The organism is Streptomyces sp. NBC_01384 (assembly GCF_045040035.1).
Lineage (GTDB): Bacteria > Actinomycetota > Actinomycetes > Streptomycetales > Streptomycetaceae > Streptomyces.
On sequence record NZ_CP109559.1, the window covers coordinates 6,285,634 to 6,309,804 of the forward strand.

Annotated in this window: 22 protein-coding genes; 13 read left to right on the forward strand and 9 right to left on the reverse strand. The window is 71.2% G+C overall.

Features of this window, described 5'->3' with window-relative positions:
* Positions 1 to 72 precede the first annotated feature (72 nt).
* A complete protein-coding gene (locus OG747_RS28895; protein WP_405882305.1) occupies positions 73 to 1,326 on the reverse strand; it encodes an MFS transporter in 1,254 nt (417 codons plus the stop codon).
* 162 nt (positions 1,327 to 1,488) lie between these two features.
* Here OG747_RS28895 and OG747_RS28900 point away from each other — a divergent pair, with 162 nt between their 5' ends.
* The 3 genes from OG747_RS28900 (at position 1,489) to OG747_RS28910 (ending at position 4,100) form a co-directional block, all read left to right on the forward strand.
* Entirely contained in the window at positions 1,489 to 2,130 is a 642-nt protein-coding gene (locus OG747_RS28900; RefSeq protein WP_405882306.1) for a DUF6758 family protein, read from the forward strand.
* A gap of 322 nt (positions 2,131 to 2,452) precedes the next feature.
* Positions 2,453 to 3,310: a PHP domain-containing protein gene (locus tag OG747_RS28905; protein ID WP_405882307.1), complete on the forward strand. Its 858-nt coding sequence runs from the start codon at positions 2,453 to 2,455 to the stop codon at positions 3,308 to 3,310.
* Between the two features lie 184 nt (positions 3,311 to 3,494).
* Positions 3,495 to 4,100, forward strand: coding sequence for a MarC family protein (locus tag OG747_RS28910; protein WP_405882308.1), 606 nt, complete (start codon positions 3,495 to 3,497; stop codon positions 4,098 to 4,100).
* A 150-nt stretch (positions 4,101 to 4,250) separates the two neighbouring features.
* Here the strand turns inward: OG747_RS28910 and OG747_RS28915 are convergent, their stop codons facing one another.
* A complete protein-coding gene (locus OG747_RS28915) occupies positions 4,251 to 4,403 on the reverse strand; it encodes a hypothetical protein (protein WP_095936476.1) in 153 nt (50 codons plus the stop codon).
* A 226-nt stretch (positions 4,404 to 4,629) separates the two neighbouring features.
* Here OG747_RS28915 and OG747_RS28920 point away from each other — a divergent pair, with 226 nt between their 5' ends.
* Positions 4,630 to 5,526, forward strand: a complete 897-nt coding sequence (locus tag OG747_RS28920) for an NYN domain-containing protein (protein WP_405882309.1) — start codon at positions 4,630 to 4,632, stop codon at positions 5,524 to 5,526.
* A 90-nt stretch (positions 5,527 to 5,616) separates the two neighbouring features.
* Here the strand turns inward: OG747_RS28920 and OG747_RS28925 are convergent, their stop codons facing one another.
* On the reverse strand, positions 5,617 to 6,486 hold the full coding sequence (locus OG747_RS28925) for an alpha/beta fold hydrolase (protein ID WP_405882310.1): 870 nt from the start codon (positions 6,484 to 6,486) through the stop codon (positions 5,617 to 5,619).
* 162 nt (positions 6,487 to 6,648) lie between these two features.
* Entirely contained in the window at positions 6,649 to 7,101 is a 453-nt protein-coding gene (locus OG747_RS28930; protein WP_405882311.1) for an Lrp/AsnC family transcriptional regulator, read from the reverse strand.
* A 159-nt stretch (positions 7,102 to 7,260) separates the two neighbouring features.
* Here OG747_RS28930 and OG747_RS28935 point away from each other — a divergent pair, with 159 nt between their 5' ends.
* Positions 7,261 to 8,220, forward strand: a complete 960-nt coding sequence (locus OG747_RS28935) for an SMP-30/gluconolactonase/LRE family protein (protein WP_405882312.1) — start codon at positions 7,261 to 7,263, stop codon at positions 8,218 to 8,220.
* A complete protein-coding gene (locus OG747_RS28940; RefSeq protein WP_405882313.1) occupies positions 8,217 to 10,262 on the forward strand; it encodes an NAD(+) synthase in 2,046 nt (681 codons plus the stop codon). The genes OG747_RS28935 and OG747_RS28940 overlap by 4 nt, the downstream gene beginning before the upstream one ends.
* A gap of 191 nt (positions 10,263 to 10,453) precedes the next feature.
* On the opposite strand, the gene OG747_RS28945 is transcribed toward OG747_RS28940, so the two are convergent.
* On the reverse strand, positions 10,454 to 12,973 hold the full coding sequence (locus OG747_RS28945) for a DEAD/DEAH box helicase (RefSeq protein ID WP_405882314.1): 2,520 nt from the start codon (positions 12,971 to 12,973) through the stop codon (positions 10,454 to 10,456).
* 463 nt (positions 12,974 to 13,436) lie between these two features.
* On the opposite strand from OG747_RS28945, the gene OG747_RS28950 reads away from it, so the two are divergent.
* Complete coding sequence (locus tag OG747_RS28950) at positions 13,437 to 14,225, forward strand: ferritin-like fold-containing protein (RefSeq protein WP_405882315.1); 789 nt, start codon at positions 13,437 to 13,439, stop codon at positions 14,223 to 14,225.
* A gap of 229 nt (positions 14,226 to 14,454) precedes the next feature.
* Here the strand turns inward: OG747_RS28950 and OG747_RS28955 are convergent, their stop codons facing one another.
* The 4 genes from OG747_RS28955 to OG747_RS28970 form a co-directional block, all read right to left on the reverse strand.
* Complete coding sequence (locus OG747_RS28955) at positions 14,455 to 14,724, reverse strand: hypothetical protein (protein ID WP_405882316.1); 270 nt, start codon at positions 14,722 to 14,724, stop codon at positions 14,455 to 14,457.
* Positions 14,725 to 14,902: 178 nt separating this feature from the next.
* Entirely contained in the window at positions 14,903 to 15,130 is a 228-nt protein-coding gene (locus tag OG747_RS28960) for a DUF3107 domain-containing protein (RefSeq protein ID WP_365443291.1), read from the reverse strand.
* 136 nt (positions 15,131 to 15,266) lie between these two features.
* Positions 15,267 to 15,908: a TetR/AcrR family transcriptional regulator gene (locus OG747_RS28965; RefSeq protein ID WP_405882317.1), complete on the reverse strand. Its 642-nt coding sequence runs from the start codon at positions 15,906 to 15,908 to the stop codon at positions 15,267 to 15,269.
* Positions 15,909 to 16,106: 198 nt separating this feature from the next.
* The gene (locus OG747_RS28970) at positions 16,107 to 16,328 is read right to left on the reverse strand and encodes a hypothetical protein (protein ID WP_405882318.1); all 222 of its coding nucleotides are present in this window, start codon (positions 16,326 to 16,328) and stop codon (positions 16,107 to 16,109) included.
* Between the two features lie 183 nt (positions 16,329 to 16,511).
* On the opposite strand from OG747_RS28970, the gene OG747_RS28975 reads away from it, so the two are divergent.
* From OG747_RS28975 to OG747_RS29000, 6 genes are all read left to right on the forward strand, one after another.
* Positions 16,512 to 17,501, forward strand: a complete 990-nt coding sequence (locus tag OG747_RS28975) for an alpha/beta fold hydrolase (protein ID WP_405882319.1) — start codon at positions 16,512 to 16,514, stop codon at positions 17,499 to 17,501.
* Positions 17,502 to 17,509: 8 nt separating this feature from the next.
* On the forward strand, positions 17,510 to 19,087 hold the full coding sequence (locus OG747_RS28980; RefSeq protein ID WP_405882320.1) for a DUF3152 domain-containing protein: 1,578 nt from the start codon (positions 17,510 to 17,512) through the stop codon (positions 19,085 to 19,087).
* 198 nt (positions 19,088 to 19,285) lie between these two features.
* Complete coding sequence (locus OG747_RS28985) at positions 19,286 to 21,097, forward strand: DUF3492 domain-containing protein (RefSeq protein ID WP_405882321.1); 1,812 nt, start codon at positions 19,286 to 19,288, stop codon at positions 21,095 to 21,097.
* Positions 21,097 to 22,215, forward strand: coding sequence for a hypothetical protein (locus tag OG747_RS28990; RefSeq protein ID WP_405882322.1), 1,119 nt, complete (start codon positions 21,097 to 21,099; stop codon positions 22,213 to 22,215). Before OG747_RS28985 ends, OG747_RS28990 begins: the two co-directional genes overlap by 1 nt.
* A 204-nt stretch (positions 22,216 to 22,419) precedes the next feature.
* Entirely contained in the window at positions 22,420 to 23,379 is a 960-nt protein-coding gene (locus OG747_RS28995) for an NAD-dependent epimerase/dehydratase family protein (protein WP_405882323.1), read from the forward strand.
* On the forward strand, positions 23,367 to 24,116 hold the full coding sequence (locus tag OG747_RS29000) for a spherulation-specific family 4 protein (RefSeq protein ID WP_405882324.1): 750 nt from the start codon (positions 23,367 to 23,369) through the stop codon (positions 24,114 to 24,116). The genes OG747_RS28995 and OG747_RS29000 overlap by 13 nt, the downstream gene beginning before the upstream one ends.
* The last annotated feature ends 55 nt before the right edge of the window (positions 24,117 to 24,171 follow it).

Consider the following 24,171-nt stretch of genomic DNA (forward strand, 5'->3'; position numbering starts at 1 on the left):
TTTCCCGCCCTTTTGCACCTGTCTGAGGTCGGGTCAGTTTCCTGACCGAAAACGGTCAGTTGACAAACACAGTCAGTTGGCAAACACGGTCACACTGTCTTCGGTGGCGTGCTTCGGCTGGAGCTCCTCGGCCTCGTGCGTGAGCGCGTCGCGCCGTACGAAGACCACCACCGCGCCGGTCACCGCGGTGATCGCGGCGACCACGAACGGCATGTGGATGTCGCTCCACTCCTCGATCTTCGGCGCGAAGTAGGGCGCGGCCGCGGCGGCGAACCACCGGACGAAGTTGTAGCCGGCGCTCGCCACCGGGCGCGGCGCGTCCGACACGCCGAGTGCCAGCTCGGTGTAGACGGTGTTGTTCACGCCGATGAAGGCGCCCGACAGGACCGTGCAGACGACGGCCGCGGTGTGGTTGCCGTATCCGAGCACGAGCACATCGGCGGCGAGCAGCACCAGGGAGCCGCCCAGCACCTTGAGCGAGCCGAACCGCGCCTGCATGCGCGGCGCCACGATCACCGAGAACACGGCGAGCAGCACGCCCCAGCAGAAGAACACGGCGCCCGACTTGTAGGGGGTCATGTTCAGCACGAACGGGGTGAAGGCCGGCACGGTGAAGAACGTGTAGTTGTAGAAGAACGCCGACACGGCCGCCGAGGCGAGACCGCCGTGGCCGAGCGCCTTGATCGGGTCGAGCAGCGAGGTCTTCTTCGCGGGCTTCGGCTGCTCCTTCAGGAACACCGTGACGCACAGGAAGCCGACCGCCATCAGGAACGCGGTGCCGAAGAAGGGGTAGCGCCAGCTGGCGTTGCCGAGCAGTGCGCCCAGCAGCGGCCCGCACGCCATGCCGAGGCCGAGCGCGGACTCGTACAGCAGGATCGCCGCGGCGCTTCCTCCCGCCGCCGCGCCGACGATGACGGCGAGGGCGGTGGACACGAACAGCGCGTTGCCCAGGCCCCAGCCGGCCCGGAAGCCGACGAGTTCGCCGACCGAGCCGGAGGTGCCCGCGAGCCCCGCGAAGACCACCACGAGCGCGAGGCCGAGCAGCAGGGTCTTCTTGCCGCCGATGCGGCTGGAGACGAAGCCGGTCACCAGCATCGCGACCGCGGTGATCAGGAAGTAGGAGGTGAAGAGCAGCGAGACCTGGCTCGGCGTGGCGTCCAGGCCCTTGGCGATGGACGGCAGGATCGGGTCGACGAGCCCGATGCCCATGAAGGCGACGACGGATGCTCCGGCGGTCGCCCAGACGGCCTTCGGCTGGCGCAGGATGCCGCCCGCACCGGTGTCGAATGTGTCCCCTTCGGCGGGGCCTCCCGTGCTGCTGATCATGTTCGCTCCTCGACGGCGTGTGGAGAGATCGTTGGCGTATACACATAATGAGTTAGGTGGGCTAATTAATGCAAGCTGCATCTAGTTTCGCCAGGTGACGGCACGCTGCGGACGGGTGATCGTCCTTGACGCGGCGAAAGACGGGGAGGACCGTGGGGCCCTATGAGGGGCGAACCCAGTTGCCCGAAGTGTGGTGGCCGGGTCAGGGCTCCCGGCCTCTTTGCCGACTCCTGGCAGTGCGATGTGCACGGGACCGTGCATCCGCTGCAGCCCGTGATCCCGCCCAGTGTCGAGGCCCTCGGTGTGGTGGTGCACCGCGCCCGGGTGCCGGTGTGGATGCCGTGGCCGCTGCCGGTCGGCTGGCTCTTCACCGGTGCGGCCTTCGCCGGTGACGACCGCAGCGGGGGGCGGGCGACCGCCGTGGCCTGCTCGGGCCCCGGACCGCTCGGCGGCATAGGGGAGCTGATCCTCGTCGCCGAGGAGCTCGGCGTCGGCCTCGGATCGCGGTACGCCGGCATCGACGGGCCCGACCCGGGACCGTACATGAGTGTCGAGAAACCGCCCCAGGCGAAGGTTCTCGCGGCCGGCCGCCCGACCCCGCTCTGGCATGTCTCCGGCAGTCCCGACGACCGCGCCGTCTTCGCGGGCGAGGCGCGCGGGCTGTGGCTGTGGGCGGTGGTGTGGCCCGAGCAGTCGGGGCTGCTGATGTACGACGAGCTGGTGCTGACGGATCTGCGGGATGCGGGAGCGGAGGTGGATCTGTTGCCGTGCGGGGCGTTGTCGCCACGGATCTTGGAACCGTGACGCTTGGCGGGGTGTCTGCGGTCGGCGGATGGGTGCGGGTTGTTCTGGGCTCGGCGCGCCCATGCGGCAGCCCCGCGTGATGCGGCGGCCCCGTGTGGTGCGGCGGTCCGGCGTGGTGCGGCGGTCCGGCGTGGTGCGTGCAGCCCCGCACGATGCGGCAGCCCCGCACCCCTTACGGGGCGCTCGACTCATGGGGCGCTCGCGGGGCGCTCGCGGGGCGCGCGTAGGGGGTGCTCGATGGGTGCGGGTGTGACGGAGGTGCTCTGGAATCCCGTTATCCTTGAGCGGTCCCGTCCGTTCCCATGCCGCCTGGAGTCGCGTAGTGCGCATCGATCTGCACGCCCACTCCACCGCTTCCGACGGTACGGACACCCCGGCCGAGCTGGTGCGCAATGCCGCCGCGGCCGGTCTCGACGTCGTCGCGCTGACCGACCACGACACCACCCGCGGATACGCGGAGGCGGTGGCCGCGCTGCCCGCGGGGCTCACCCTCGTCACCGGCGCCGAGCTCTCCTGCCGTCTCGACGGCATCAGCATGCACATGCTGGCCTACCTCTTCGACCCCGCGGAGCCCGACCTGCTCGCCGAGCGCGAGCTGGTGCGCGACGACCGGGTGCCGCGCGCCCAGGGCATGGTCGCCAAGCTCCAGGAGCTGGGGGTACCGGTCACCTGGGAACAGGTCGCGCGCATCGCGGGCGACGGGTCCGTGGGACGGCCGCACGTCGCCTCCGCGCTGGTCGAGCTGGGGGTCGTGGACAGCGTCTCCGACGCCTTCACCGCGGACTGGCTGGCCGACGGCGGCCGGGCCTACGTCCCCAAGCACGAGACCGACCCCTTCGAGGCGATCCGCCTGGTCAAGGCGGCGGGCGGCGTGACCGTCTTCGCGCACCCGGCTGCCGCCAAGCGGGGCCGGACCGTGCCGGAGTCCGCGATGGCCGAGCTCGCCGCCGCCGGCCTCGACGGCATCGAGGCGGACCACATGGACCACGAGCCCGCGACCCGCGCACGGCTGCGGGGGCTCGCGGCCGACCTGGGGCTGCTCGCCACGGGGTCCAGCGACTACCACGGCAGCCGCAAGACCTGCGTGCTCGGAGAGTTCACCACCGACCCCGAGGTGTACGGGGAGATCACCCGACGGGCGACCGGGGCGTTCCCGGTGCCGGGTGCAGGCGGAGCCTGACGCCTACGTTCGTCCTTCCAGGCCCGTTCTTCCTTCCGGGCTTGTTGTCAGGCACTCGGCGCTGCCGGTCGTGCCCATCCGTTCCCTCTCGGGGAACCTCCGTTCCCTCTCCGGGAGCGCCTGCCCACAGCGGTAGCGGGAGTACCCGCCGTGCTGCTTTCCCCACCCTCGCAAGGCCTCACCCATGTTCGACGTCGCCGTCTTCGGCTCCCTCTTCCTGACCCTCTTTGTCATCATGGATCCCCCCGGGATCACCCCGATCTTCCTCGCGCTGACCGCGGGACGCCCCTCCAAGGTGCAGAAGCGGATGGCCTTCCAGGCCGTCTGCGTGGCCGGCGGAGTGATCACCGTTTTCGGTCTGCTGGGCCACCAGATCCTCGACTACCTGCATGTGTCCGTGCCCGCGCTGATGATCGCGGGCGGGCTGCTGCTCCTGCTGATCGCCCTCGACCTGCTGACCGGCAAGACCGACGAGCCCAAGCAGACCAAGGACGTCAACGTCGCCCTCGTACCGCTCGGCATGCCGCTGCTCGCCGGCCCCGGCGCGATCGTGTCGGTGATCCTCGCGGTGCAGAAGGCCGACACCGTCGCCACGCAGGTGTCCGTGTGGACCGCGATCCTCGCCATCCATGTCGTGCTGTGGCTGGTCATGCGCTACTCGCTGCTGATCATCCGCGTCATCAAGGACGGCGGTGTCGTGCTGGTGACCCGGCTCGCGGGCATGATGCTCTCGGCGATCGCGGTCCAGCAGATCATCAATGGGGTCACCCAGGTGATCCGGGCGAGCTGACCGTGTGCGGTTGAGGACGCGCAAAGCCCCGTACGGCATCGTGCCGTACGGGGCTTTGAAGTCTGAAGGCGTCCGCCCAGTCATGAACAGCTGTCAACTGTCATGAACAGCCATGAACAGCCATGAACTGTTATGGACAGCCGTGAACTGTTATGAAGCAGACGATTCGGCCGGGCGGATCCACAGTCGCTGCCCGATGGCGGCGGCCTGCTGAACGATCCGGTTGACGGAGGCGGCGTCTACGACAGTGCTGTCCACGGGCGTGCCGTCGACATCGTCGAGTCGCATGATTTCGAAGCGCATGGGCTTCTCCCTTCGTCTGGTCATCCTCCTGAGGAGAACTACTCGTGCGTGGTGCGCGAGGCGGCAGTGCCCTCGCTTCCGTTCATAGTCAACGGGGTGCGTGTTACAAACATTCCCTACGCTAAGGAAATTTTTCGAGAACCTAATTACTGACGGGTAAGAAGTATTGAGGAGACTGAACGGGACCAGTTGTGTTCGCAGCGTGACCGCCGGGACAATGGAGGTGATGAACGACGACCACGCGGCGCTCGGCGCCCGCATCGACCGCACGAACGAGCTGCTCCAGCGCATGCTCGCCGAGGTGGCGAAGACGCCCTCGACCCATGCGATCTTCGTCGACGCCGGATACCTGTACGCGGCCGCGGGACGGCTCGTCGCCGGGACCGAGGACCGCCGCGCCTTCGACCTCGACGCCGAAGGCCTCATCGAGGCGCTCATCGACAAGGCCCGCACCATCTTCGCCGACAGCAGGCTGTTGCGCGTCTACTGGTACGACGGCGCCCGCCGCCGCATCCATACCGCGGAACAGCAGTCGATCGCCGAACTGCCGGACGTGAAGGTCCGGTTGGGCAACCTCAACGCCAACAACCAGCAAAAGGGCGTCGATTCCCTCATCCGCTCCGACCTGGAGTCCCTCGCCCGGCACCGCGCCATCAGCGACGCCGCGCTGCTCGGCGGTGACGAGGACCTGGTGTCGGCGGTCGAGGCGGCGCAGGGGTACGGGGCGCGGGTCCACCTCTGGGGCATCGAGGCGCCCGAAGGCCGCAACCAGGCCGAGCCACTGCTGTGGGAGGTCGACAGCCAGCGCACGTTCGACCTCGACTTCTTCAAGCCGTACGTGTCCCGGCGGACCTCCGCGACCTACGACGCCACGGCGGCGAGCCGGCCCACGCGCGAGGACGTGCGGTTCGTGGGCGCCCAGATCGCCGCGAAGTGGCTGGCCGCGCGGGGGCGCGAGGCGCTGGTGGACCTGCTGCCCGGCCACCCCTACCTTCCTGGCTCGGTCGACCAGGATCTGCTGGTCGAGGCCGAGGGGCTGTTGCAGTACTCCCTGCGGGGGCAGGCGGATCTGCGCCGCGCACTCAGGGACGGTTTCTGGGAGCACTTGCAGGCGCAGTACTAGCAGTACCAGCAGTACTGGCAGTCAGTACCGGCAGTCAGTACTAGCAGTACTAGTTACCGGTCCGCCCTGGTTGCCGGTTTGTGTGGTCGGTCACCGGATTGTGTGGTCCCAGAACTTGGCGAGGGCGAGGACCGTCTGCTCGGGCTGGTCCGTGTTCGGGGAGTGCTCCGCTCCGCGTACGACCGTACGCCGGGCCTTGAGGCGTACGGCCATGTCGTCCAGGAGCGGCACCGGCCAGGTGTCGTCGTACGCCCCGGACAGCACATGCTTCGGCAGGCGTACGGTGGCCAGTTCGGCGACGCGGTCGGGCTCGGTGCACAGTTGGCGGCCCGTCGCGATCAGCTGGGCGGGGCGGGTGCCCAGCCAACGGCGCCGCAGGTCTGCGCGATCGTCCAGCCCCGCGTCGATGCCACCGGTGTCGGTCTCCTCCGGCGGTTCCATCGCCTGGATCGCGTCCCACACCTGGGCCATGTCCATCACGGCGAGCGCGTCCCGGAGCAGTTTGACGCGCTGCTGCTGGGAGGCGGAGATCTGGGCGGGGCCCGAGGACATGAGGGTGAGCGAGACGAAGGGGGCCGGGTCGAGGAGGACGGCGGCGCGGGCGATCTGACCGCCGAGTGAGTGCCCGACGAGGTGCACGGAGGTGCCGACGGCCGCCGCCTGCGCGAGCACGTCCCGCGCCAACTCGTCCTGCCCGTACGCCGTTTCGTCGTGCTCCGGCCCGTCGGTCTCGTGCTGCCCGCGGCCGTCCACGGCCACCGTCCGATACCCCGCCGCCGCCAATGGCTCGTGCAGCGCGATGAAGTCCTCCTTGCTCCCGGTGAACCCCGGCAGCAACAACGCCGTCCCCCTCAGCGGCCCCTCCGGCACCGCGTCGAGCACAGCGAACTCACCGCGTGCGGTGGGAAGCCGGTATGCGCGGACTCCGGCGGGCGGGACGAAGGTGGGAGGCCTGCTCATGCCACGAGGCTAGCGGCCCCGGGGGTTCCTCGCCCCCGCCGCCCCTGCTCGCCCCCTCCGTTCCTGGGGAGCGGACATACCCGGGGAGGCGGACATGCTCCGCTGGATCGGCACCGGCGCTCGCAAGCCGTGCGGTCGCCCTGATCACCGGGTCGGGCGACATCACGCCTGATCGGCAGTCCATGGGGAGACCGGCCGCTCGAAGAAGGTCTCCAGCACCACCGTGGCCTGCGTCCCGCTCACCCCGTCGATGGCGTGGATCCGGCGCAACACGTCTTGCAGTTGCCCGGTGGTCGCGGTCCTGACTTTCACCAGCACCGAAGCGCTGCCGGCGATGATGTGCGCCTCCAGGATTTCGGGGAGCGCCGCGAAGTCCTTCGCCGCCTCACCCATCCAAGAGGTCGAGTCGACCATCACATACGCCAGCACGGCGCTGCCCACCGCGGCCGGGTCCACCTCGGTCGCGGTGCGTCGGATGACGCCGCGCTCCCGCAGCTTCCGTACGCGCTCATGAGCGGCACCGGCGGAGAGACCGACGGCCTGGCCCAGCGCGGCGTAGGACTGGGTGGCGTCCTGCTGAAGCTGCGCCAGCAGGGCACGGTCGATGTGATCCACGACTCTCCGTTCGAAATCTTCTTGCAGCGACCATAGCTCATCTTGCAATCTTCGACTCAGGCCATATGTGGTTCGGTGTACGCCAGGTGCACGCTATGTGTATGTCAGCTGCGTGTACGTCATCCGTGCGTACGTCATCTGTGGGAAGGGGAGGGCCCCATGAGCGGTGAGCGTCCTGGGCTGTACGAGATGCTCGACGACCGGTTCCGTACCGGGCGGTGCATGAACGGCGATGAAGGGCTGGAGGTCCTGTACACCGGCTGCCGCTGGGCCGAGGGCCCGATCTACCTGCCCGCGTGGCGGCAGGTGATCTGGAGCGACATCCCCAACGACCGCATGCTGCGCTGGGAGGAGGAGACCGGCGCTGTCAGCGTCTTTCGCCGCTCCGCCGGGTACACCAACGGCAATACCCTCGACCGCCAGGGCCGAATGATCACCTGCGAGCAGGGCAACCGCCGAGTGACACGAACCGAACACGACGGCACCATCACCGTGTTGGCGGACCGGTGGAAGGGCAAGCGCCTCAACAGCCCGAACGACGCTGCCGTGAAGTCCGACGGTTCGATCTGGTTCTCCGACCCGGACTTCGGCATCACCAGCGACTACGAGGGCTATCGCGCGCAGAGCGAGATCGGCTCCAACAACGTCTACCGCATCGATCCGGCCACCGGCGAAGTGCGCCTGGTCGCCGACTGCTTCGGCGCGCCCAATGGCCTGGTCTTCTCGGACGACGAGCGGCACCTGTTCGTCTCCGACACCAGGGCGGGCTTCGTCCGGGTCTTCGACGTACGCGATGACGGCACGCTGTCCGAGGGCAGGATCTTCGCCGAAGCGAGTGCCCGCGAGAAGGCTCGCTTCGACAACATCCGCTTCGACGACGGCGGCCGGCTCTGGGTCGCCGCGATGGACGACGGAGTGCACTGCTACGACCCCGACGGCACCCTGATCGGGCGTCTCGACGTCCCCGAGGCGGTTGCCAACATCTCCTGGGGCGGCGCCAAGCGCAACCGTCTGTTCATCGCCGCGGAGACCAGCCTCTACTCCGTGGTCATGGGCGTCACGGGCACCCACCCGACCGGACCGGGGCGCCGGCCCTGGCTGGACGCGGAGTCCCGATGAACTTCCCGTCGATCTATCAGCACGGCTTCGCGCGGATCGCCGCGTGCACCGGCCACACCGCCATCGCCGACGCGCCCGCCAACGCCGAGGCGGTCCTGCGCCAAGGGCGCAGCTTGGCCCAGGACGGCGTCGCCGTCGCCGTCTTCCCCGAACTCTGTCTGACCGGCTACTCGATCGAGGACCTCCTGCTGCAGGACGTGGTGCTCGACGAGGTCGAGGCCGCGCTGGAAGCCGTGGTGGCCGGGTCGGCCGACCTCCTGACGGTGCTCGTCGTCGGTGCCCCGCTGCGCCATCGCCACCGCGTCTACAACTGCGCGGTGATCGTGCACCGTGGGCGGATCCTCGGCGTCGCGCCCAAGTCGTACGTGCCGAACTACCGGGAGTTCTACGAGCGGCGGCAGATTGCCACGGGCGAGGACGAGCGCGGCGGCACGATCCGGATCGGCGGCGCGAACGTGCCGTTCGGGGCGGACCTGCTCTTCGCGGCCGAAGACGTCCCCGGTCTGGTGCTGCACGCGGAGATCTGCGAGGACATGTGGGTGCCGGTGCCCCCGAGCGCCGAGGCGGCACTGGCCGGCGCGACCGTGCTCGTCAACCTCTCGGGCAGCCCGATCACGGTCGGCCGGGCCGAGGACCGCAAGCTGCTGTGCCGCTCGGCATCCGCGCGCTGCCTGGCCGCCTACGTCTACGCGGCGGCGGGTTTCGGCGAGTCGACCACCGACCTGTCCTGGGACGGCCAGACCCTGATCTACGAGAACGGGGTCCTGCTGGCCGAGACCGACCGGTTCCCGCTCGACGAGCAGTACGCGGTGGCCGACGTCGACCTCGACCTGGTGCGGCAGGAGCGCCTGCGGATGGGCACGTTCGACGACAACCGCCGCACCCACGCGGCACGCACCGACGGCTTCCGGCAGGTGCCGTTCCGGCTCGGCGCGCCGACGACCGATCTCGGCCTGCGCCGCCGGGTCGAGCGGTTCCCGTTCGTGCCCGCCGACCCCGAGCGTCTCGCCCAGGACTGCTACGAGGCGTACAACATCCAGGTCGCGGGCCTGCAACAGCGGCTCGTGGCGACCGGCGGCGCGAAGGTCGTCATCGGGGTGTCCGGCGGCCTCGACTCCACGCACGCGCTGATCGTCGCCGCCCGCGCGATGGACCGTGCGGGCCGCCCGCGCAGCGACATCCTGGCGTTCACGCTGCCCGGCTTCGCGACCGGTGAACACACGAAGAAGAACGCCCATGACCTGATGCGCTCGCTCGGCGTCACCGCGGCCGAGCTGGACATCTCGCCGACCGCGCGGCTCATGCTCCAGGAGATGGGACACCCGTTCTCGTCCGGTGAGCCGGTGTACGACGTCACGTTCGAGAACGTGCAGGCGGGGCTGCGTACCGACTACCTGTTCCGGCTGGCCAACCAGCGCGGCGGCATCGTGCTCGGCACCGGTGACCTGTCCGAGCTGGCGCTGGGCTGGTGCACGTACGGCGTGGGCGACCAGATGAGCCACTACAACGTGAACTCCGGTGTGCCGAAGACGTTCATCCAGCACCTGATCCGCTGGGTCATCGGCAGCGGCCAGTTCGACGAGGACACCGGCGAGACGCTGGCCGCGATCCTGGACACGGAGATCAGCCCGGAGCTGGTCCCGGGCGAGGAACTGCAGTCGACCGAGTCCAAAATCGGCCCGTACGCGCTGCACGATTTCACGCTCTTCCATGTGCTGCGCCACGGCTTCCGGCCGTCGAAGATCGCCTTTCTGGCTTGGCACGCCTGGCGCGACGAGAACGCCGGCGTGTGGCCGCCGAACTTCCCCGCCGCCAAGCGAGCGGCCTACGACCTGCCGGAGATCCGGCACTGGCTGGAGTACTTCTGCCGCCGCTTCTTCCAGTTCGCGCAGTTCAAGCGCTCAGCCATGCCGAACGGCCCGAAGGTGTCGGCCGGCGGTTCCCTCTCACCGCGCGGCGACTGGCGCGCGCCGTCCGACAGCACGGCCCGGGCCTGGCTGCGGGACCTCGCCCGATGGGACATACCGGGGGACGGGCAGTAGCCGGCGTTGTCGCCCGTAGGGTCCCGGGTTCCGCGGAGGGTACGAGCACACCGCCCCGCGGAACCCGACGGTGTCCCCGGGGTTCGGGACGGGGGGTTCGGGACGGGACGACGCAGCGGCGGGGAAAAACCCCGATGGCCCGGCCCCACCGGGAAGACGGTGGGACCGGGCCAACAGGATCAAGCGGGGAATCAGCCCTCCGAGGGCTCCACGGCAGCCGCCGCGACCTTACGGGTCCGACGACGCGGCTTGGCGGCCTCGGGCTCCTCGACCGTCTGGGCCGGGATCTCGGCGGCCTCGACGGCCTTGCGGGTGCGACGACGCACCGGCTTGGCGTCCGCGGCCTCGGCGGTGTCCACAGCGGCCTCGGCGGCAGCGGCGGTCGTGGCCTTGGCCCGCGTGCGCCGCGGCTTGGCCTCGGCCACCTCGGCCGTGGCCTCGACGGCAGTCGCCACCGCAGCCTTACGAGTCCGTCGCGGCTTGGCCGGAGCCTCGGCTACACCCTCCGCCGTCTCGACAGTGGCCTCCGCGGTCTCGGCGGCCTTGCGGGTGCGACGACGCGCGGGCTTGGCCGGAGCCTCGGCCTCCTCGGCCGCCTGGGCAGGGATCTCGGCTGCGACGACAGCCTCGGCGGCCTTGCGGGTGCGGCGACGTACCGGCTTGGCGTCCGCGGCCTCGGCGGTGTCCACAGCGGCCTCGGCGGCAGCGGCGGTCGTGGCCTTGGCCCGCGTGCGCCGCGGCTTGGTCTCGGCGACGACGGCGGCCTCGGCGGCCTCGGCGGCCTCCGCCACGGCCTCGACCGTGTCGACGACAGCCTCGGCGGCCTTGCGGGTCCGGCGACGCACCGGTTTGGCCGGGGCCTCGGCGACCTCGACGGTCTCCGTGGCGGCGCTCTCGATCACGGCCTCGGGCGTGACCGCGGTCTCGGCGGTCTTACGGGTCCGGCGACGCGCGGGCTTGGCCGGGGCCTCGGCTGCCTCGGCGGCCTCCGCCACGGCCTCAACCGTGTCGACGACAGCCTCGGCGGCCTTGCGGGTCCGGCGACGCACCGGTTTGGCCGGGGTCTCGGCGGCCTCGACGGTCTCCGTGGCGGCGCTCTCGATCACGGCCTCGGCCGTCGCCGCCGTCTCCACGGCCTTGCGGGTCCGGCGACGACGCGGCTTGGCCGCCTCCTCGACGACGCCCTCGGCCGTGTCCACAGCGGTCTTCGCCGGCGCCTCGGCCGTGTCCACAGCGGTCTGTGCCGACGCCTCGACCTGCGTCACGGCCGCGACCTGCTCCGCTGCCCCGCCACGCGTACGACGGCGGCGGCGCGGCGTACGGGACTCGGTGGCCTCCGCGGAGGTGGACTCGGTGATCGGCTCCGCAGCCGCAGCGGCGGACCCGGAGGTCTCCTCCAGCGGTGCACCGTTGCGCGTACGACGACGGCGGCGCGGCGTGCGCGCCGGGCGTTCACGCTCGGCAACGGGCGCCGGCGCCGACGTACGGCCACCGCGGCCGCGCGGGCCACCACGTCCGCCGGTCTCGCCGAGGTCCTCGACCTCCTCGGCCGCGAGCCCGGCGCGGGTGCGCTCGGAACGCGGCAGGACACCCTTGGTGCCGGCCGGGATGTTCAGCTCCTCGAAGAGGTGCGGGGAGGTGGAGTACGTCTCCGGCGGGTTGTTGAAGCCGAGATCCAGCGCCTTGTTGATGAGCTGCCAGCGCGGGATGTCGTCCCAGTCGACGAGGGTGATCGCGATGCCCTTGGCGCCCGCGCGGCCCGTACGGCCGATGCGGTGCAGGTACGTCTTCTCGTCCTCGGGGGACTGGTAGTTGATGACGTGGGTGACGCCCTCGACGTCGATGCCGCGGGCGGCGACGTCGGTGCAGACGAGGACATCGACCTTGCCGTTGCGGAAGGCGCGCAGCGCCTGCTCGCGGGCGCCCTGGCCGAGGTCGCCGTGGACCGCGCCCGAGGCGAAGCCACGCTGCTGGAGCTGGTCGGCGAGGTCCGCCGCCGTGCGCTTCGTGCGGCAGAAGACCATGGCCAGGCCACGGCCCTCGGCCTGCAGTATGCGCGCGACCAGTTCGGGCTTGTCCATGTTGTGCGCGCGGTAGATGAACTGCGCGGTGTTCGCGACCGTCGCGCCCTCGTCGTCCGGCGCGGTGGCGCGGATGTGCGTGGGCTGCGACATGTAGCGGCGGGCCAGACCGATGACGGCGCCGGGCATCGTCGCCGAGAACAGCATCGTCTGACGGCGTGCCGGCAGCATGTTCATGATCTTCTCGACGTCGGGCAGGAAGCCCAGGTCGAGCATCTCGTCGGCCTCGTCGAGGACGAGCGCCTTGACGTGCTTGAGGTTGAGCTTCTTCTGGCCCGCGAGGTCCAGCAGCCGGCCCGGGGTGCCGACGACGACGTCGACGCCCTTCTTGAGGGCCTCGACCTGGGGCTCGTACGCCCGGCCGCCGTAAATGGCGAGAACGCGTACGTTGCGGACCTTGCCCGCGGTCAGCAGGTCGTTGGTCACCTGGGTGCACAGCTCGCGCGTCGGGACGACGACGAGGGCCTGCGGGGCGTCGGTGAGCTGCTCGGGCTGGGCCCGGCCGGCTTCGATGTCCGCGGGGACGGTGACGCGCTCGAGGAGCGGGAGGCCGAAGCCCAGCGTCTTGCCGGTGCCGGTCTTGGCCTGGCCGATGACGTCGCTGCCCGAAAGGGCGACGGGGAGCGTCATCTCCTGGATGGGGAAGGGGGTGATGATGCCGACGGCTTCAAGGGCCTCGGCCGTCTCGGGAAGGATCCCGAGCTCTCGGAAAGTCGTAGTCAGGGTGCTGCCTCTTCTGTGTACGCGGTGCGAGGCGAGCGCGGGGGTCGTGTCTGGGGACCGTGCCGGGGACGTCAGCCGCTCTTGACGGGCGGGCCGAGTGGCATGGGACCACTGCCGACGCTCGAGCTCTCGTACCGCTGAGGGTCCCTCCGGAAGTCGTACGCAGAGTGCCGTACGGACGAGGAGGGCTGTCGGGTCGGAGCCGATCGGGCCACCGACCGGGCATCCTCATTCGTGCGGCCCGTCGAATACTCGCCGGGCGCATTACCACCATACCCCGGAATCGCGCATATGCGATGGCCGGTTTCGTCACGTAGTCGTCGTCACACTGATTGACCAGGGACTTCCGTGTTGCGGTCAGCGGGCTATTGTGCGCTTCATGACGACTCCTGACAATGCCGCGAAGCCCGACCAGGCCGCTGACACGTCCGCCAAGGCCACCGACGCCACCACTCCCGCGGCCACCGGAGTCGCCGCGCAGAACTGGGACACGGCCGCCGCCGACCCCCAGTACCGCGCCGCGGTCGTGGACCTGCTGGGAGCGCTCGCGTACGGCGAGCTGGCGGCGTTCGAGCGGCTCGCCGAGGACGCCAAGCTGGCGCCGACGCTCAGTGACAAGGCGGAGCTGGCGAAGATGGCGTCGGCCGAGTTCCACCACTTCGAGCGGCTGCGGGACCGGCTCGGGGCGGTCGGCGCGGAGCCGACGCAGGCCATGGAGCCGTTTGTCGCCGCGCTCGACGGCTTCCACCGGCAGACGGCTCCCTCGGACTGGCTGGAAGGCCTGGTCAAGGCGTTCGTCGGCGACTCGATCGCCAGTGACTTCTACCGGGAGGTCGCGGCGCGCCTCGACTCCGACACGCGCGGGCTCGTGCTCAGCGTGCTCGACGACACCGGGCACGCGAGTTTCGCCGTCGAGAAGGTGCGCGCCGCCATCGACGCGGACCCGCGCGTGGGCGGGCGGCTCGCGCTGTGGGCGCGGCGGCTGATGGGCGAGGCGCTGTCCCAGTCGCAGCGGGTGGTCGCGGACCGCGACGCGCTGTCGACGATGCTCGTGGGCGGCGTGGCGGACGGCTTCGACCTCGCGGAGGTCGGCCGGATGTTCTCGCGGATCACCGAGGCCCACACGAAGCGGATGGCGGCGCTGGGCCTGGCGGCCTAGACCCGCTCCCTCTTGGCCCTGGGGTCACCGTGGTCCCTATGGTCCCCGGGGTCTCCGGGGGCTTTGTGGTTCTGGTCCCTGGGGTCTCCCGGGGCCTTGTGGTTCTGGTCCCTGCGGTCGCCGGGGGCTTTGTGGTTGCCGGGTTCCCCGGGTTCCCCGTGGTCTTCGGGGGTCTTGTGGTCTCCAGGTTTCCCGCGGTCCCTAGGGGTTTCGCCGTCGCCCGGTTCGGTCACGCCGTCGCCGAGCGGCGGCGAAATCTTTCCGCCGGGCGCAGCAGGAGCGACAGCAGCGCCACGGAGACGATCGCGGCGCCGGCCAGGATCACCAGGAAGTGGCCGGAGCCCAGCGCCGTGTGCGTCAGGAGGGCCCCGAACAGCGCTCCGGCGACACCGGTCGACAGGACCAGGCCGCGGCTCGGCAGACGGTGCGGCAGGCGGTACGCCGCCCCCCACGCCAGGGCCAGACCGAGCATCGTGGAGCCGAGCGCTTCCAAGAACATGGTGGGGGTCCCTCCCGCACGGCCGGTGCAAATCGGTCCTAGCCGGTCTTACCCCTGACCTGCGGAACGCAACCCTCCTCTGTGGATGTTCTGTGCTCCATCCGTGGTCACGGGACCACGGATGCGAAGGGGCCCGGTGACAGTGTCACCGGGCCCCTTCCGCTTCCGCTCGCCTGAACTACAGCGCGCTGAATCCCACCTTGCGCTGGGTGGGCTCGCCGAGCTCCACGTACGCGAGGCGGTCGGCCGGAACCAGGACCTTGCGGCCGTGGTCGTCCACGAGGCTCAGCAGCTGCGACTTGCCGGCCAGCGCATCGGACACCGCGCGCTCGACCTCTTCCGGGGTCTGACCGCTCTCCAGAACGATCTCGCGGGGCGCGTGCTGCACGCCGATCTTGACCTCCACGGCTTTGTCCCTCCGACGGTCAGTGATGTGCGCGTTGTGTCCGCGCCGTACGCAGCACACATTAGCCCGGTGAGGGGAGGTACACGCTCCGCTCAAGAACGCCAGGAGCGAACAGCGGATGGGAACAAACGGGTGGTCAGTGGTGATCGGTGCCGTGCAACGGGAAGCCCGCGATGCCGCGCCAGGCCAGTGAGGTCAGCAGCTGGACCGCCTGGTCGCGCGGCACGCTGCGGTCGCTGTGCAGCCAGGAGCGGGCCACCACCTGGGCCAGGCCGCCCAGGCCCGAGGCGAGGAGCATCGACTCCGCGCGTGAGAGCCCGGTGTCCTCCGCGATGACCTCGCAGATCGCCTCGGCGCACTGGTGCGTCACCTTGTCGACGCGCTCGCGGACCGCGGGTTCGTTCGTCAGGTCGGACTCGAAGACCAGCCGGAAGGCGCCGCCGTCGTCCTCGACGTACGCGAAGTAGGCGTCCATCGTCGCGCGGACGCGCAGTGAGTTGTCCGTGGTGGACGCGAGCGCCGTCCGGACGGCGTGCAGCAGGGATTCGCAGTGCTGGTCCAGCAGCGCGAGGTAGAGGTCGAGCTTGCCCGGGAAGTGCTGGTAGAGAACCGGCTTGCTGACGCCCGCGCGCTCGGCGATGTCGTCCATGGCGGCCGAGTGATACCCCTGCGCAACGAATACTTCCTGGGCGGCGCCGAGGAGCTGGTTGCGTCGGGCACGGCGCGGCAGGCGAGTGCCCCGCGGGCGTGCCGCCTCTGTCTGCTCGATGGCTGTCACGCCGCCTCCCAAAATTGTCCACATGCGGTGTGCGCCGCGCCGCCATCGTACTTTTCGGTAACCCCGCTGCGCGCGGTGAGAGCGCAGAATTTCACGGACCGGACGCGTGCGATAACGGCACAGAGAGTGACGAAAGCGGCGAGAAGGGCGCGACATCGCTCCGGATACCGCTGGTCAGCGGCGTCCGGTCACATGTGGTCATCCCCTGTAGTCGTCCTCGTTGAGCCGGACGACCCTGGCCTGCTCGGCGAGGTCGGCCTCGTTGGCGTTGAGGGGGTCGCCAGGGGGTTCCGGGTCGATGTCGTCCACCGGATCCAGTTCGCTGAACTGCTCGGCGAGGTCCGCCTCCGGGGCTTCCGCGTCGAGGATCTCCCGGAACCGGTCGTTGAAGGTCTCGGGGTCTGTCGGGTCGACTGTCATGGTTCCTCTTCCCGAGCGGTGCGAGTGCGCTCCAGATGTACGGCTCCTGATGTACGTACGAGTGCCCTCGTTCGAAGCCTAGGAGACACCCGATCGAGGCGCTAGATGATCCGCGTTCGATCTGTGACAGCCAACACAGCCGAACACATGAGCCACTGCGTGATCGTCTCGTAACATTGCCGCATGTCTTCGACCGAGCTGCCCGCCGCGCTGGCCACCACCGTCACGCCGAGGGTCGGGACCGTCCGGGTCGCGGAGGGGGAGCGCCTGCGATCGGTCGGTCTGCCCGGGATCACCCTGACCGTGCGCTCGAGACAGCCCGCGCGCGAGGGACTGCCGCCCGCCCTGTACGTCCATGGCCTGGGCGGTTCCTCGCAGAACTGGTCGGCGCTGATGCCGTTGCTCGACGGGCTCGTGGACAGCGAGGCCCTCGATCTGCCGGGCTTCGGCGACTCGCCGCCGCCGGACGACGGGAACTACTCCATCACCGGGCACGCGCGCGCGGTCATCCGATACCTCGACGCGGCTGAGCGCGGCCCGGTGCATCTCTTCGGCAACTCGCTCGGCGGAGCGGTCTCGACACGTGTCGCGGCCGTGCGCCCGGACCTCGTTCGTACGCTCACCCTGATCTCGCCCGCGCTCCCGGAGATCCGCGCGCAGCGCACCGCGTGGCCCACCGCGCTGCTCTCGGTGCCCGGTGTGGCACGGCTGTTCACCAAGCTCACCAAGGACTGGAGCGCCGAGCAGCGCGTGCGCGGGGTCACGGCACTCTGCTACGGGGATCCCGGCATGGTGACGCCCGAGGGGTTCCGTGACGCGGTCGAGGAGATGGAGCGGCGGCTCGCCCTGCCCTACTTCTGGGACGCCATGGCCCGATCGTCGCGCGGTCTCGTGAACGCCTACACGCTGGGCGGCCAGCACGGGCTGTGGCGGCAGGCCGAGCGGGTGCTCGCGCCGACGCTCCTCGTCTACGGCGGCCGTGACCAGCTCGTCGCCTACCGCATGGCCCAGCGCGCGGCGCGCGCCTTCCGTGACTCCCGGCTGCTGTCGCTGCCGGACGCGGGGCACGTCGCGATGATGGAGTACCCGCAGACGGTAGCCTCGGCGTTCCGCGAACTCCTCGCGGAAACAGACGAGTCGACCGCCTCGGCCGCCACCGGCGCGGGGAGCTGAGGCGGGGCGTGGGACGTCACAGTCGCCGGGGGCGGGCAGGGAAGGGCGACACGGGGGAGACGCCGGCGGTTCCGGCACCCGGTGCCGCACCGCGCACGGCTCGGGGGGTGGCGCAGGACAAGGGTCCTGGGGCGACCTCGCCGCAGGGTGCGGCGCGCGGCGCCCTGGGGCCGCAGCCACCGCAGCCCCGACGCCCCTCGACGGGCGGGACTCCGACGCCCGTCGACCCGCGTTTCCAGGACGGGACCCCGGCCCACGGTGTGCCGCGTCTTCCGGACGGGACCCCGGTACAGGGCATCCCCCGGTTTCCCGACGGGACGCCGGTGCACGGTGTCCCGCGTATGACCGGCGGCACGCCTGCCGGTGGTGTGCCGCGATTGCCGGACGGTACCCCTGCCCGGGGTGTGCCCCAGGCGCGTGCGGGACACCCCGAGCAGCGTGAACCCGGCGGTGGCTGGGGCGAGTTCAGGGGCGGCCCGCAGTCGGCGGGGGTCGGGTACGGCGGTCCTCGAACGATGCCGCAGGGTGCGCCCCAGAGTGCGCCTCCCGGACCCCGTATCCCCCAGCAGCGGCAGGAGACCGACGCCGGGCTCGGGTCCGGACCGGGACCCCGGCAGGCCTACGTCGATGCCTTCGACGAGAGCGAGAGCAACGGCGAGAGCGAGGGCAGGCGCAGGGGAAGGGGCAGAAACGGCGATCTCCACGCCCCTGTCGCCCACCGGACCCCGGAGGCCGTCGAGGACCCACTGCCGGGGGCCGAGGAGGCGGGCAAGGGCAAAGGCGCCAAGGGGCGGACGTTCGCCGGAATCGCCGCGGCCGCCGTCACCACCGTGCTCGCCGTCGTGGTGGTCGGCCACGTGGTTGCCGGGCGGAACGACGACACCGCGCGGACGCAGTCCGCCGCGGGCGGTGGACTGGACGCCCTCGCCTCCGCCTCGCCCGGCGACACCGGGGCGACCCCGTCCGAGACGCCGAGCGTGACGCCGCTGACGTACGACCAGGAGATGGGTGAGAAGTACAAGCTCGGCGCCACACTCAAGGGCTCGGGCAAGTTCGCCGCCGTCACCGGGTTCGACAAAGCGCCCGGAAAGGGGCGGAAGTACACCTATCGGGTGGACGTCGAGCAGGGGCTCGGCCTCGATGCGGAGCTCTTCGCGCAGGCCGTGCAGAAGACGCTGAACGACAAACGGAGCTGGGCCCACAACGGCGCCCGCACCTTCGAACGGATCTACTCCGGCAAGCCCGACTTCGTGATCACGCTGGCCAGCCCCGGTACCACCGCCGAGTGGTGCGCCAAGTCCGGACTGGACACGACCGAGGACAACGTGTCGTGCGACTCGGCCTCCACCGAGCGCGTGATGATCAACGCGTACCGCTGGGCCCAGGGCTCCAAGACCTACGGTGACGCAATTCACCCCTACCGGCAGATGCTCATCAACCACGAGGTCGGCCACCGCCTCGGATACGGCCATGTGACCTGTGACAAGGATGGCGAACTCGCGCCCGTCATGCAGCAGCAGACCAAGTTCCTCGACCATGACGGAATTCACTGTCTGGCCAACCCCTGGCCCTATCCGGCGAGTTGACGGGAGGGGCGAAACGTAACTGCTTGATCCCGTAGCGCGACGGAACGCGACCTGCACGGGAAAGTTACGCCCGTTCACCCCTTTTGGTGGCGTGATGGACAACCGTCCGTCGCGCCACCGCCAAGTCCGCGTACCTTCGTCCCGCTGCGAGCCGTCGGGTCAACGGCGGCTCCCCATAGGGAGATCGGGGGTGCACTCGTGCGCATCGGACTGCTTACGGAGGGTGGCTATCCGTATGTGAGCGGTGACGCCAGACTCTGGTGCGACCGGCTCGTGCGCGGGCTTGGGCAGCACGAGTTCGACATCTACGCGCTCAGCCGCAGCCAGCGGCAGGAGGACGAGGGCTGGATCCAGCTGCCGCCGCAGGTCAGCCGGGTGCGGACGGCCCCGCTGTGGACGGCCGAGGACGACGGCGTGGTGTACGGGCGGCGGGCGCGCCGACGGTTCGCCGAGTGCTTCGGGGAGTTGGCGACGGCCGTCTGCGGGGCTCCTTCCGGGGCGCTTTCCGAGGCCGGTTCGGGGGCTGATACGAGGGCTGGTACGGGGGCTGGTTCGGGGGTCGGTTCAGGGGTTTCCGGCGGCTCGGAGGGCTCTCGCGGTCAATCGGAGGGCTCTTGCGGTCTTGAGGCGGACCGTTTCGGCAGCGCGCTGTACGGACTCGCGGAGCTCGCCCGCGACGAGGGCGGGCTGGTCGGGGCACTGCGCTCCGAGGGCGCCGTGCGCGCGTTGGAGCGCGCCTGTCGCGCGCCCGGCGCACTGCGTGCCGCGCGCACCGCCCGTGTACCCGATCTGCTCGCCGTCGCCGCCCACATCGAGCGGGCCCTGCGCCCCCTCTCACTGGACTGGTACGAGAACGACGGGCTCGGCTCGGTCGACCTCTGCCACGCGGCCGCCGGTGGCGCGGCCGCCCTGCCCGGCCTGCTCGTCCGGCACTTCGCCGGGGTGCCGCTGCTGGTCACGGAGTACGGCGTGCAGCTGCGGGCGCATTACCTGGCCTCCGCCGTCGTCGAGGAGCCCCCCGCGGTACGGGCGCTGCTCGCCGCCTTCCACGGCGGGCTGGCCGCCGAGGTCTACCGCCGGGCCGCGCTCATCACGCCCGGCAACACCCACGCCCGCCGCTGGCAGGAGCGCTGCGGCGCCGACCGCGCCAAACTGCGCACCGTCTACCCCGGCATGGAGGCGTCCCGCTTCGCGGAGGTGGGTGAGCGAGCGGAAGATGCCGGGTGCGCGGACCCGGACACGCTGGTCTGGGTCGGCCGTATCGAACCGGCCAAGGACCTGATCTCGCTGCTGCACTCCTTCGCCGAGATCCGCAAGGAGGAGCCGAAGACCCGGCTGCGGATCGTCGGGGCGCCCGCCGACGGGCCGGAGGGCGCCCTCTACCTGGCCCACTGCAAGGCGCTGGCCGCACAGCTCTTCCCCGACGAGGCGGAGGGCGTGCACGCGGTCGGCGACAACCCGGTGTCCTTCGAGGAGATAGGCGGCCCGGAGGTTCCCAGCCTCGCGGAGGCCTACGCGTCCGGCGCCGTCGTCGTCCTCTCCAGCGTCGTCGAAGGCTTCCCGATCAGTCTCGTCGAGGCCATGTTCTGTGGCCGCGCCACTGTGTCCACGGATGTGGGCGCCGTCGTCGAAGTCATCGGCGGTACGGGGCTGGTGGTACCGCCGCGCAACCCGCGAGCGCTCGCCGAGGCGTGCGTGGCACTGCTGCGCGACCCCGAACGCGGCGCACGCCTGGGCGCGGCGGCCCGCGCGCGAGCCCTCGAACTCTTCACCGTCGAGCAGAACGTCGCGGCATTTCGCGGTATTTACCTGGAGATCGTCTCGCACTCCCCGGTCCGGCGGCTCGTCGTGGACGACGAGGGAGCCCCACTGCCCTTCGGCGTACCGGCCGAGGCACACGTGCCGGGCCGCTGGACCGAGGCCCGCCTCAGGGCCGCGGGTCGGCCGCGCTGGGCGGCCGGTGCGCCGGTACGCGCCACGGCTTCGCTGCCGGCGGGGGAGGGCGCGTGATGAGCGAACTCGGCCATGCGCGGCCCGAAGCTCCGCCTCGGGCAAGAGGCGCCGGTCGCCGCGGTGCCGTGGACCCCGTGAAGGCGCTGATGCACCGGCACCGCGAGCTCTGCGAGCGCGCCGTCGACCCGCTGGAGATCGCGGCGGGCCTGGAGGCGCACGGGGTGACCGACCGGACCGCCGCACGGTTCCGGCACCGGGACGTGTTCTCGCTCGCCGAGGAGATGTACGCGCGCGTGGCCCGCGACGCGGAACCGGTGCCGCGACCCGCGGCCCCGGAACACCCCGACGCGCGCGCCGCCTGGGCCGCGCTCACCCTGCTGCCGGGCGCCCTGTGCGCGGCAACCGTGGCCGGTCTGCGGGTCACCGAAGGACAGCCGCGCCTCGCGGTCGCCGCGACCGGCACCCTCGCCGTGACGCTGGGCCTGCGCACCGCCCTCCGCCGCGGCCCCCTGAGGACCACGCACCGCACGACGAACGGCACGCGCGCGTGGACCTGCTGGCTGATCGCTTACGCCCTGCTCGGCGACGGACTGCTGAGCACCGCACTCGACGGCGGCCCCGACGGCCCCTGGTCCCTGGCCACGGCGCCTGTGCTGGCCCTCGCCCTGGCGTGCGCCCCCGCGGCCTGGTGCGCCCACCTCTTCGCCGTACACGCCCGTCGCAGGCTGACCGCCAGCCGCGGCCTGGAGGAGTTCGCCGTCTCGGTACGGCCCCTGCTCCTGGCGGTGTTCGCCCTGTTCCTGTGCGCCCTCGGCACGCTGCTCGCGTTGTGCGGGGCGGTGCTGGGTGAGCCCGCCGCGTACGCCGGAGCGGGTGCCCTCGGCGCGCTGCTCCTCCTCTCGCGCCTGCTCACCGTGCGCGCCTTCACGCACGCCCCAGCTGTCGTCCTCGGTGCCGCCGGAGCCGTCGAGACGATCGCCCTGGCCACGGTCTTCGCGGGCCGCCTGCCCGGCTGCTCGCTCCTGGCCACGCCCGTCGAGACCGTCGTGGACGCCTGGGGCCCGGGCGCCGTCCCGGCCCTGGTGTGCGGCGCCGCCGCCGCCGTCCTCCTGGTCCACGCGACCCGCACCCTGACCCGGGCCTCGGCCCACGCCACACCCGAGGGGACGCCATGAGCCCCGACCCGAGACCCGGCCCACGGCGCCGCCCCCCACCGCCGCGAGCCGCAACCGGCGCCCGAGGGCCCAGCCCTCGCACCGGGTGCACCCCTCCCGCGGGGCCGACACCGCGGGCGCTCCGTCCGACCCACGGCACCACCCTGAAGGAGAACGCCAGATGATCACCTCCCGAACCGGAGAATCCGCCCCGGGAGCCGCCCGATGAGGGTCCTGCTGATCGGAGCCAACGGATACCTCGGCCGTTTCGTCGCCGACAGACTGCTCGCCGACCCGGCCGTGCAGCTCACCGCCCTCGGCCGGGGTGACGACGCCGACGTACGGTTCGACCTCGCCTCGGGCAGCCCCGGCGCCCTCACCCGCTTCCTGGACGCGGTGCACCCCGGGGTCGTCATCAACTGCGCGGGCGCCACCCGCGGCGGCGCCCGCGAACTGACCCGGCACAACACCGTCGCCGTCGCCACCGTCTGCGAGGCCCTGCGCCGCAGCGGCTGCGGGGCACGCCTGGTACAGATCGGCTGCGGTGCCGAGTACGGGCCCAGCCAGCCCGGCTCCTCCACGGCCGAGGACGCAGTACCTCGCCCCGGCGGCCCGTACGGCGTCAGCAAGCTCGCCGCCACCGAGCTCGTCCTCGGCTCCGGCCTCGACGCCGTCGTCCTGCGCGTCTTCTCGCCCGCGGGCCCCGGCACCCCCGCCGGATCCCCGCTCGGCCGCCTCGCCGAGGCCATGCGGCGCGCCATGCAGTCCGGCGACGGCGAACTCAAGCTCGGCGGACTCGGCGTCCAGCGCGACTTCATCGATGTCCGCGATGTCGCCCGCGCCGTGCACGCCGCCTCGCTCTCCGCCGCACAGGGCGTCATCAACATCGGCTCGGGTCGCGCCGTCCGGCTGCGCGACATCGCCTCCGTCCTCGCGCGCGTGGCCGGCTACGGCGGCGCCCTGCACGAACTCGACGGCCCGTCCGGACCCATGAGGGCGTCCATCGGCCACCCCCGCCCCGATCCGGACCACGCGTCCCCGGTCGCCTACCCCTACCCGGACGGCTGCGGCAGCTGGCAGCAGGCCGATGTGCGCACCGCCCGCGACCGGCTCGGCTGGCGGCCCCGGATCAACCTCGAGGAATCCCTCGCCGACATCTGGATGGAGGCGGCATGCCGCATCTGACCAGCACCGCGGCCGGCACCGCGAGCACGGACTTACAGGCGGGCTTCGGCATCCCCGGCTATGCGCACCCCCTCGTCGCTCCGGCGGAATGGGGCGAGCTCGCCCGCCCCGGCGCCCCGGTGCACTGGGTCGTCCTGAACGTGGCGGGCGGTCCCGGCACCCGCCCCGACCCGCACTGCCTGGAGGCCGCCGGCCGACTCCGCGACGCGGGCGTGCGCGTCCTCGGCCACCTGGATGCGACGTACGGCGCACGCGGCTTCGGCGAGGTGATCTCCGACGCGCACCGGTATCGCGACTGGTACCGCGTCGGCGGCTTCCTCCTGCACCGCTGCCCCGCCGAGCGCGCCGCGCTGCCCGAGGTCCGCCGCACGATCGGCACACTGCGCACGCTCCTCGACGACGCGCACATCGTCCTCGGCCACGGCACCCACCCGCACCCCGGCTATGCCGAGAACGCCGACCAACTGGTGACCTTCTCCGGTGCCTGGAGCGACTACCGCTGGTCGCAGGTCGCCGAGTGGACCGCCGACTATCCGCCCGAGCGCTTCTGCCATTTCGTGCACGGTGTACCGCGTGGCCATCTCGACGAGGCGCTGCGCATCGCCCGCTGGCAGGGGGCCGCCACGATCTACTTCACCGACCGCACGGACCACGGCGGACGGGCCGACCCCTGGGAGACGATGCCCGGCTACTGGGACGAAATCGTCTCGCGGATCGGAACGGGTGTCTCGGAATGAAGAAGGGCGTGGCAGTGTTACGGGAAGAACAACCGTAGTGATTGACCGACCAACG

What these genes read in the sequence shown, in the direction of transcription:
- OG747_RS28895 (WP_405882305.1), bottom strand. Translation starts at nt 1,326, where the DNA reads ATGATCAGCAGCACGGGAGGCCCCGCCGAAGGGGACACATTCGACACC.
- OG747_RS28900 (WP_405882306.1), top strand. Translation starts at nt 1,489, where the DNA reads ATGAGGGGCGAACCCAGTTGCCCGAAGTGTGGTGGCCGGGTCAGGGCT.
- OG747_RS28910 (WP_405882308.1), top strand. Translation starts at nt 3,495, where the DNA reads ATGTTCGACGTCGCCGTCTTCGGCTCCCTCTTCCTGACCCTCTTTGTC.
- OG747_RS28915 (WP_095936476.1), bottom strand. Translation starts at nt 4,403, where the DNA reads ATGCGCTTCGAAATCATGCGACTCGACGATGTCGACGGCACGCCCGTG.
- OG747_RS28920 (WP_405882309.1), top strand. Translation starts at nt 4,630, where the DNA reads ATGAACGACGACCACGCGGCGCTCGGCGCCCGCATCGACCGCACGAAC.
- OG747_RS28925 (WP_405882310.1), bottom strand. Translation starts at nt 6,486, where the DNA reads ATGAGCAGGCCTCCCACCTTCGTCCCGCCCGCCGGAGTCCGCGCATAC.
- OG747_RS28935 (WP_405882312.1), top strand. Translation starts at nt 7,261, where the DNA reads ATGAGCGGTGAGCGTCCTGGGCTGTACGAGATGCTCGACGACCGGTTC.
- OG747_RS28940 (WP_405882313.1), top strand. Translation starts at nt 8,217, where the DNA reads ATGAACTTCCCGTCGATCTATCAGCACGGCTTCGCGCGGATCGCCGCG.
- OG747_RS28945 (WP_405882314.1), bottom strand. Translation starts at nt 12,973, where the DNA reads ATGACGCTCCCCGTCGCCCTTTCGGGCAGCGACGTCATCGGCCAGGCC.
- OG747_RS28955 (WP_405882316.1), bottom strand. Translation starts at nt 14,724, where the DNA reads ATGTTCTTGGAAGCGCTCGGCTCCACGATGCTCGGTCTGGCCCTGGCG.
- OG747_RS28970 (WP_405882318.1), bottom strand. Translation starts at nt 16,328, where the DNA reads ATGACAGTCGACCCGACAGACCCCGAGACCTTCAACGACCGGTTCCGG.
- OG747_RS28975 (WP_405882319.1), top strand. Translation starts at nt 16,512, where the DNA reads ATGTCTTCGACCGAGCTGCCCGCCGCGCTGGCCACCACCGTCACGCCG.
- OG747_RS28990 (WP_405882322.1), top strand. Translation starts at nt 21,097, where the DNA reads ATGAGCGAACTCGGCCATGCGCGGCCCGAAGCTCCGCCTCGGGCAAGA.
- OG747_RS28995 (WP_405882323.1), top strand. Translation starts at nt 22,420, where the DNA reads ATGAGGGTCCTGCTGATCGGAGCCAACGGATACCTCGGCCGTTTCGTC.
- OG747_RS29000 (WP_405882324.1), top strand. Translation starts at nt 23,367, where the DNA reads ATGCCGCATCTGACCAGCACCGCGGCCGGCACCGCGAGCACGGACTTA.